We start from the raw sequence: 7,569 nt of genomic DNA, 5'->3' as shown, positions 1-7,569 counted from the left end.
TGGACATTTTATCGTAGGTCAGATGACGAACCCACGAATAATAGTCCATTGGCGGCGTTTCCGTCACCATAAGTCATTGAAATATAACAACCGAAATCACCGAAACACACCTTGAGGCCGCCAGATGGCCATTTCACTCAGAGAAAATGGCCATCGAAAGTTCGTAAAAAAATGCCGCCCGAAGGCGGCATGGTATGGTTTTCGAGGAAAGGTCAGGTTTTGAGGGTCAGCCCATCAGGAAATACGAGTCCTCGGAGAGACCGGTCGGAGGGGATTCGAGCAGCGCCTTGATCTCCTCCGGATCGACGACCACCGCCGCAAAGCCATGTGCTCCGTTCACCCGGTAGACCCGCTTCAAATGGCCGAGGAACATCAGTTCGAGGATGAACTTCACCCCGGCGCGGGATTTCTCGGCCGACTTGGAGAGATGGACAAAGCCCTCGGGCACCTCGTCGACCGCCTGGAAGCTCTCCTCCAGAAACCGAAGGATCGGCTTCACGCCCCGGCCGTCGACCGCCTTGCCGATCTTGCTCGCCAGGGCTCGATGATCCTGCACACGGTGCAGCTGCCCGATCTCGATGAGAAGCGCGACCAGCGGGCGGGAAGCTCCGAGCATGTTCGGCAGACGCGTGACCGGGACAGCATGCTTCACGACATCGATCAGATCGCGCGCTGCGGTGTAGTCGACCACGAGCCGGTTGCTCCCCTGCTCCGCTTCCTCCGGGCTTAGCAGCCCCGCGACCTGCAGGACGTTGCGCAGCGTTCTGGCGTCGAGACCTTCAGCCTTCGCGATCGACGCCACGCTGCAGAGGTGGGGATCAGTCACCGGCTTGCCCAAAAGCATGTGCCCCTTGCTGAGCGGGGTGGTCTCGAGGATCACATCCCGGAGCATGTCGCGAATGGGCCCCGGGTTCTTGGACAGTCGACTACCGGAGAGCCAAGCATGCAACATGCCAAAGGCTGCGCGCGGCGCGGCTCTTTTCCCTCGGGATGCCGTGACGCGCGCCATGAGATACTCCCGGATCGCCGCGCCGCCTTCCGACACGATGGACCAGCCCGCACGCCCTGCGGCATCCCACATGTCCTCGCTCATGTCCGAGGCTTTCAGCTTCGGACCAAAGGCATCAACGGCACCCAGCATCTCGGTTGCGCGCACCGCCTGGTCGATATCCTGACCATCCAGCCATGCGGGACCGGGGCAGCCCTCCAGGCGCGCCACCGCGTAGGCCTGCAGCGGCGAGACAACGCGGGCACGACCCGGCACCCGCCGCTCGGCCGCGATCAAGGATGTCATGGCCTGCAGCTCATGCGCGATGTCATCCCACCTCCCCGACCTCAGATCCCGGAGCGCAACTCCGTGGAACGGACAGGTCCGCACCGGAGCCAACCGCCAGATGAGCCGGTGACGCAGCGCGGCACCCGGCAAATGCGCCCCGGTGAGATCATCGTCCAGGCAAGCAGGACAGATCCGTGTCACGGGACCGGTCGTGAACTCTGCTGCGAACTCCAGCCCCCGCAACTGGTAGCGCCGACCACCAACTGCGCTGATCGTATTGCACAACACCGCTGCGGGATCGTGCCCTGCCCGCTCGCACAGCCGCTGAACCGCCGGCTCGTCGCCCCGCGCGAGATCCACGAGGGGAATGCCGAGGTCCGTCAGGAACGACAGAACGCGATCGCGGGTGTGGAAGGCGGCCTGCCGCGCCGCCCAGGAGAGAGGAGTCTCATCATCGGCAAACGGCAGCATGGGAAAAAGCACGCTCATAGGACCGCCCTCACCGCTTTTTCCGACGAGGTTGTTCTTCCTCGTCGACCGCATCGGGTTTCAGGAGCCAGTAGTGTTCGGCGTAGAAGACGTTGTCGGCGGCCGTGCAGGCCTCGTTCATCGCGTAGGCGGCAGCGAAATGCTCGATATCCAGGTCGTCGTCGCCGCGCCCGATGGCGATTTCCATGGCCTGCAGCAGCAGCTCGAGGGCCCGTCCGAACCGATAGCGTGCCCCGTGGAAGATGCGTCCGATCAGATCCGCATCGATTGGCGCCCCGAGCCCCACCCGCTCGCAGTATTGGGTGATGACATCGCGGAAACTGTCGCCATCGACCTGCTCCACGAGATCGGGCAGCACCATCGCGGTGAACCTGCGCTGCACCTGCGGATCTGTGCGAATGACCTTGGCGAGGTCTTCCGTGCCGGACAAGACCACGATGACGGCATCGTCACCCTGCATCAGGGATTTCAGCGCCCTGAGGATCAACTTGCGGTCCGCGCAGAAGAGATCCTGCGCCTCGTCGATCCAGAGTACAGAAATCCCGAGAAGCTGCAAGCGGTGACGCAGGTCCTGCCAAAGCGACCAGGCCTCCTTCCGCGAGTTTTCAACAGGGTAGCCACTCTCTGCCAGCAGGGCGAGTGTCATACTCTTGAACGTCGCCGGGCTGGGCACCGAACATCCAAGATAGCGCGGCCGCCCGTATTCGCCCTCCTGCAGCACCGTGAGCTTGGAGAGCGTGCGCTCCAACAGGTGGGACTTGCCGCTTCCCGGCCCCCCGATCAGCATGACCCCACGGGTTTCTCCGGTCCGGGTGAAGCGCTTGGCGACAGGGGTCAGAGCCCCCTGTTCGTCCGTAGCAAGAAGGCGCGTCGTGTGCATTGCCGCCTCGGCATCACGTGCAGAACCGATGTGGAGGCTGCGGACCCGTTCCAGGGCGCTCTTTGCGGTATCAGCGTGTGCCATGATCAGTCCTCTTCGATGGTCATGTTGGATTTGGGCGAGGTGGGCGTGACGCCGCGCCCTTTGGCCGCCCGCTTCGCGGGTTTGGCGGGAGTCACCGGCGTGCTGGGTTTCTCAGCCGCCACGGTCAGCTCGGAAGAGGCGGGGATCTCCATGCCGAGCCCGTCTTTCACTTGGCGCAGTTCCTTGCGCTCAACGAACTCGATGCCGGCCAGCAGCTTCTTCTCCTCCTTCGCGCAGCGTTTCTCGGACCAGTCTTCGAGGTTGAGGCCGGCCGCGGCCATCGCGGCCTCATTGCGCGCCTTGATCGCCGTGATGGCGTCGCGGACGGCGACATTGTCGAGGCGGTTCGACTTCGGGTTCGCGTCGCGGACATGACGGACAGCCGTCAGCCAGGTCTGGGCAGCGACGCCCTGCAGAGAAGTGTCAAGCGCAGGCACGCTGTACCAGGTCTTGCCCCATTTGACCGAGACGGCGCCGATGTCCTTGGGGTGCCAGCGCACGGATACCTTTTCCGGGTGCTCGCGGCGCAGATAGGTTTGCATCTCCTCGGACTGGTAACGCACACCCAGAACGGTGATGCCGGTCTTGTCCAGGCGGTACTCGCGCTCCTGGCCGAAGCACAGCCGCATCATCTTCGCATCCGGCGGCGGCGTCACGCCATGCAGCTTCGACAGGTGACGCCAGGCCTTCACAGGGGTTTCGCCGCCCAGCCCGTGATGGGGCGTATTGTGGTAGATGTCGATCACCCAACGCAGCAGTGCGAAGGTGAAGTCGTCCAGGGTCAGCGCAGCACGCTTCTCGGGATCCGCATCGCCCTTCTCCATGATGCTGGAGAACGTGTGACCCGACAGACGCGGCGCGAAGTCGCTCCGGAAGCTGCCGAATGCACGCTCGATCGTTCCGCGGTTCTCCGGCACACCATTCATCGCCATTTCCCACATCACGCCGAGTTCCTCAGCCGCCATGCGGAAGCGCATCGACTTGAAGGCAGAGCCACCATCGAAGACGATCAATTCGGGCGTGCCATGCATATCCCAAGGCGTCAGGGCCCCGACAGCGTCCGCCCACGCGCCCTTGTTGGTCGTGATCATCTGCAGGAGCTGCACCGCGGCCTCGGAGTTCGCGGAACGGCTCAGGACCATGCCGACGATGCAGCGCGTGGCACAGCAGATCGCAGCCGTCAGCGTCCAACGGTCCCGACGCTTGGCCTTCCCCTTGTAGCGCGGGTCCTTCTCGTCCCCCTTGATATAGAGGCCGAGTTGCCGCTTCTCATCATCGCTGAGCATGCCATAGATGTTCGTGCTCTCGAGCAGTGTCGAGACGTCCACCGTCCACTCGTCGATCTCGACGCGTTCCAACGGGCGGGTCACGTCGAGACCATTCAGAACGGGACGGAACCTCTTGCGGGCTGCAGCCTCGCCATTGCGGGCGACTTCCACGCGAAACGGGTCCAGTGCCCGGATCGCCCGGCGCACCGTCTCGCGGCTCGGCACGCTGAGGTGGTCGTTCTCTTCGGTGTAGTGTTCGTTGCGCTCATGGATGGCCAGCACGACATTTTCATAGATCTGCTGCATCGTCGGCTTGTCGCGCGACAGATACCCCTGCACTTCCTCGTGCATGATGGCGGCCACCTCGGGGTCGAGACGGGTCCCCCGCCATCCGCGCCGATCCATGTTGTCCAGATGGCCGATCAGGTTCAGATCGTTGCGTTCTGCAAGCCAACGGCGCAGCGTCCGAGCACTGGGCGCTTCACCCATGTTCTCAGAGGGCAGTACGTTCATGCCACCGGCAGGGACATGCTTGGATGCCAATTGCGCCGCACGGCCCACCAGCATGTCCATGGAGGCCTCAATGGACGCGTCAGTGAACTTCATCAGCTTCTCGCGGTGCATGTCAATTGCCGCCTGGCAATAGGCATCCTTGCGAACGAACCGGCGCAGCGGCCGCCCGGAGAGTGCGGAAAGCGATACACCATGTGCCAGCTGGCGCTTACGCGCCGCCTCCGGATTGAAGTAGTTCCGCTCGACGCGGATCCGGCCCAGGCTTCCCAGGCGGGAAAGATCCTGATGCGAGAACTGCCGGGAAAAGCCCGTGTCGTCATCCCGGGTCATGACGACCCCAACCTCGGTTTCCATGTGGAGGCGGAAGGTCGAGCCGTCCACGGTGACACGGTCGAAGCTGCCAAAGGCGTAGCGGGAATTTTCGGTAGTGAAGGAGAGATCCATTTTTAAGTCCTTTTCGGATGTTTGGCGCTGCACAAGGCAGCAGGAGAGAGTGCGGTCGCCGAACGGCACCGCCTGGAAGAGGGATGGGTCGAGTAAGTGCGGGTTGCGGTGCGGACGGCGTCGTCTGCCGTCCTGGGCTCAGTCGCCGGGGGTTACGGCCAGATCAGAGGCGACCTGCAGACCCTTCTGACACCGGAAAGCCGAGCCTCCGTCGAGGATCATCCAGGCCGGAACAACAGGCGTACCCCACCAAGCAGCCCTGGTGTCGTGCTCGAGAGGACCGACAGGTGCGGAAGGGACCCGTTTGGAGCCCTTGCGGCGCGGCGCAACCAGACCGGTGCTATCGGGATGAAAGGCGGTCATGCGCGGACCTCCTTCGCCTTGAACACCAAGCTGGAGTGGTCGATACGCTCATAGCTTACCATCTGGAGGTGCCCGGACCGGATCAGCCGAACGAGCGCACGGAAGCCCATCCCATCAAGGCCAGTCTGCTCGACCAAGCTTTCGATTGTGACGACACCGGTCATCCGGCCGACGACATCCCGCGCCACGGGATCGCCGAAGCAGTCCGGCCGCCGCACCGAATGGAAGAGCTTCGCGTTGAAGAACTCGACGGGGCAGACATCCCGCGCCGTGAACAGACGGAAGTCGTCCAGAACGCCCTGCGCGACGGCCTGCTCCTTGACGCGGGCCAGCTGCGCCAGATAGGCGTCGTTCACCTGCTCCAGGGGACGCACGGCATAGCCGATCACGGTCCCATCGCGCTCGGTGGCGACTAGGTCGATGTAGTGCTTGTGGATTTCGCCATCTTCATCGAACCAGTCGAAGCGGACTTGTTCAACGAGGTCCTGCACTTCGGGGCGCGCTGCCAGCAACAACGTCCCTTGCGCCTCGAGATGGCTCTCAAGCCCGGTGCGAAAGCCGGGGCCGGAGCCCAGGACGATACCGCCGGTGAAGTGTTGGGTCGAACCGACCTGGGTGGCACGGTCGCCGCGGCTGGGTTCGGGCAGGCGGACGTCGCCGCCGATGGAAAGGTCAGACATGATTTCTCCCGCCCCGAGAAATTGACATTCTCGGGTTATGACGATTTTAGCGATGCGCGGAGAGCCATCCTTGTCCTGGCGACAGCATCATGCTAATCGGCAGGTGCAACACAGGGATCGGGCTTTCGCACGGTTCATTCGGGCGCCAGGCGCCTATATCTGGTTTTGGGTGTTTGAGCCTCTTTGGACAGTTTCTTCCGATGAGCGCCTGTAACCTGATTGGAACTGAGAGATCAGAACCGGGTCAGGAGATCAGCCGCATATTCGGGAATTGCCCATAGAAGACACCGGACCCACCTGTCCAGCCCGCCGGGAATGCGGGGTTTGGGGGGCCGAATTTTCGCAAATTCCGGCCTCAAGATCGGAAAGGTACATGCCTCCGATTTTCAGATCATCCAGCAGATTTTGCGAAAAGATGACCGGAAGTTCTTCAGCACCGCTGGATACACGGGCGCTGTGAGCTTCAGAAAATTTTTGAATGGTCATTTTCATCGGGATAACTCTGTGGATAGTTGAGAACGCACGCCAATTCGGCGGCGCACATCATGAAATCACGCCGATTTCGCGAATCGAATTCGGCAAATCATTCGGCTTTCCGGGCCAGGAAGGTCCCGGGATTCGGTCAGGACGCGCCGCTGCGAGCGAGCTGCGACAGCCTCCGGAAGAGCTTGTCCGACAGGATCGTCCGCCGCTCCCACTCCGGTGTTTTCAGATCCCTGGCAGCATACCCAAACCAGAGCTTCAGACTGCCCTTGTCGGATCGGTGCGAGAACACGGCATGCGGCCCGTTTGAGCTGACCTCGACAGAGACCGGGGCGGAGTTGAATCCCTCGTCCGCACCATTGAACCCTTCTTCGAGCCAATGGCCGCAGAATGCGCCGAAGGTCCGGTGCAGCTCCAGGCCAGCCACAGGCAGCCGGTTCAGGACATCGAGCAACTTGCTCTCGCCTCCCGCGTCGCAGTTGGCTTCCCATTGGATATGACCGTCAAGAAACAGGTTCCCGCGCACAAGCCGAAGCTGCGAGAGCTCCCGCACGACCTCAGGCGCATCCTTGGTCTCCAGCCCCATGACAAGGGCCAGGGTGAGATGAAAGATATCTTCCCCCGTCATGTCCGTCGCCGCCCGGCCACGGCCGCCAGGCGTGCGCAGTCCGGCCCGCGCCATGGCACGCGTCATCGCGTCGACCTTGTTGGGGTTCAGGTCGAACCGCTGGGCAAGCGCCCGCACCATTTCCCCTTTCGTCGCCATGAGAGCTGTCCTCGTGAAGTGTCGTTGGGAGCGTTATGCCACCTCGCAGATCACACGTCAAGTTTACGGTAAAGGTTTTTCCGATAAATATTCGGATAAAACCAGAGCCGACAGTCACTCTTCTTGCAGCCGGAGCGGCGCACTTTCGACAAAGCGCCGGACCCTCTCAGGGTCGACGCGGGCACTCCGCACAGAGTCCCGGTAGACCAGCCAGCAGTGGATTGACCCCACAACGCTGATCACCATGCCAGCTATGCAGATCAACGGACCAATCATGGGCTTCCCTTTCTGGAGGTCATACTGGGCAAAATCAAATGGCACCT

General features: G+C 62.3%; 8 protein-coding genes. All 8 read right to left on the bottom strand.

Annotated elements, in window-relative coordinates; all coding sequences use genetic code 11:
• Positions 1 to 226 precede the first annotated feature (226 nt).
• The gene (locus tag FGE21_RS19290) at positions 227 to 1,765 is read right to left on the bottom strand and encodes a TniQ family protein (RefSeq protein WP_139665032.1); all 1,539 of its coding nucleotides are present in this window, start codon (positions 1,763 to 1,765) and stop codon (positions 227 to 229) included.
• A gap of 10 nt (positions 1,766 to 1,775) precedes the next feature.
• Positions 1,776 to 2,729 (bottom strand): TniB family NTP-binding protein, encoded by a 954-nt coding sequence (locus FGE21_RS19285; RefSeq protein WP_139665031.1) that lies wholly within the window; start codon positions 2,727 to 2,729, stop codon positions 1,776 to 1,778.
• A 2-nt stretch (positions 2,730 to 2,731) separates the two neighbouring features.
• The gene (locus tag FGE21_RS19280; protein ID WP_139665030.1) at positions 2,732 to 4,954 is read right to left on the bottom strand and encodes a Mu transposase C-terminal domain-containing protein; all 2,223 of its coding nucleotides are present in this window, start codon (positions 4,952 to 4,954) and stop codon (positions 2,732 to 2,734) included.
• A gap of 138 nt (positions 4,955 to 5,092) precedes the next feature.
• Positions 5,093 to 5,317 carry a hypothetical protein gene (locus FGE21_RS19275; protein ID WP_139665029.1) on the bottom strand — a complete coding sequence of 75 codons (225 nt, stop codon included), beginning with the start codon at positions 5,315 to 5,317 and terminating at the stop codon, positions 5,093 to 5,095.
• The gene (locus FGE21_RS19270) at positions 5,314 to 5,997 is read right to left on the bottom strand and encodes a hypothetical protein (RefSeq protein WP_139665028.1); all 684 of its coding nucleotides are present in this window, start codon (positions 5,995 to 5,997) and stop codon (positions 5,314 to 5,316) included. Before FGE21_RS19270 ends, FGE21_RS19275 begins: the two co-directional genes overlap by 4 nt.
• Before the next feature lie 252 nt (positions 5,998 to 6,249).
• The gene (locus FGE21_RS19265) at positions 6,250 to 6,489 is read right to left on the bottom strand and encodes a hypothetical protein (protein WP_139665027.1); all 240 of its coding nucleotides are present in this window, start codon (positions 6,487 to 6,489) and stop codon (positions 6,250 to 6,252) included.
• A gap of 130 nt (positions 6,490 to 6,619) precedes the next feature.
• Positions 6,620 to 7,246 (bottom strand): hypothetical protein, encoded by a 627-nt coding sequence (locus tag FGE21_RS19260; RefSeq protein ID WP_139665026.1) that lies wholly within the window; start codon positions 7,244 to 7,246, stop codon positions 6,620 to 6,622.
• A 114-nt stretch (positions 7,247 to 7,360) separates the two neighbouring features.
• Positions 7,361 to 7,569, bottom strand: a 209-nt coding sequence (locus FGE21_RS20205) for a hypothetical protein (RefSeq protein WP_218062801.1), incomplete at its 5' end; no start/stop codon positions are given.

The sequence above is a fragment of the Phaeobacter sp. B1627 genome (genome assembly GCF_006265095.1).
Classification (GTDB): domain Bacteria; phylum Pseudomonadota; class Alphaproteobacteria; order Rhodobacterales; family Rhodobacteraceae; genus Epibacterium.
This window is presented reverse-complemented; position numbering and strand designations above follow the sequence as displayed.

What these genes read in the sequence shown, in the direction of transcription:
- FGE21_RS19290 (WP_139665032.1), bottom strand. Translation starts at nt 1,765, where the DNA reads ATGAGCGTGCTTTTTCCCATGCTGCCGTTTGCCGATGATGAGACTCCT.
- FGE21_RS19285 (WP_139665031.1), bottom strand. Translation starts at nt 2,729, where the DNA reads ATGGCACACGCTGATACCGCAAAGAGCGCCCTGGAACGGGTCCGCAGC.
- FGE21_RS19280 (WP_139665030.1), bottom strand. Translation starts at nt 4,954, where the DNA reads ATGGATCTCTCCTTCACTACCGAAAATTCCCGCTACGCCTTTGGCAGC.
- FGE21_RS19275 (WP_139665029.1), bottom strand. Translation starts at nt 5,317, where the DNA reads ATGACCGCCTTTCATCCCGATAGCACCGGTCTGGTTGCGCCGCGCCGC.
- FGE21_RS19270 (WP_139665028.1), bottom strand. Translation starts at nt 5,997, where the DNA reads ATGTCTGACCTTTCCATCGGCGGCGACGTCCGCCTGCCCGAACCCAGC.
- FGE21_RS19265 (WP_139665027.1), bottom strand. Translation starts at nt 6,489, where the DNA reads ATGAAAATGACCATTCAAAAATTTTCTGAAGCTCACAGCGCCCGTGTA.
- FGE21_RS19260 (WP_139665026.1), bottom strand. Translation starts at nt 7,246, where the DNA reads ATGGCGACGAAAGGGGAAATGGTGCGGGCGCTTGCCCAGCGGTTCGAC.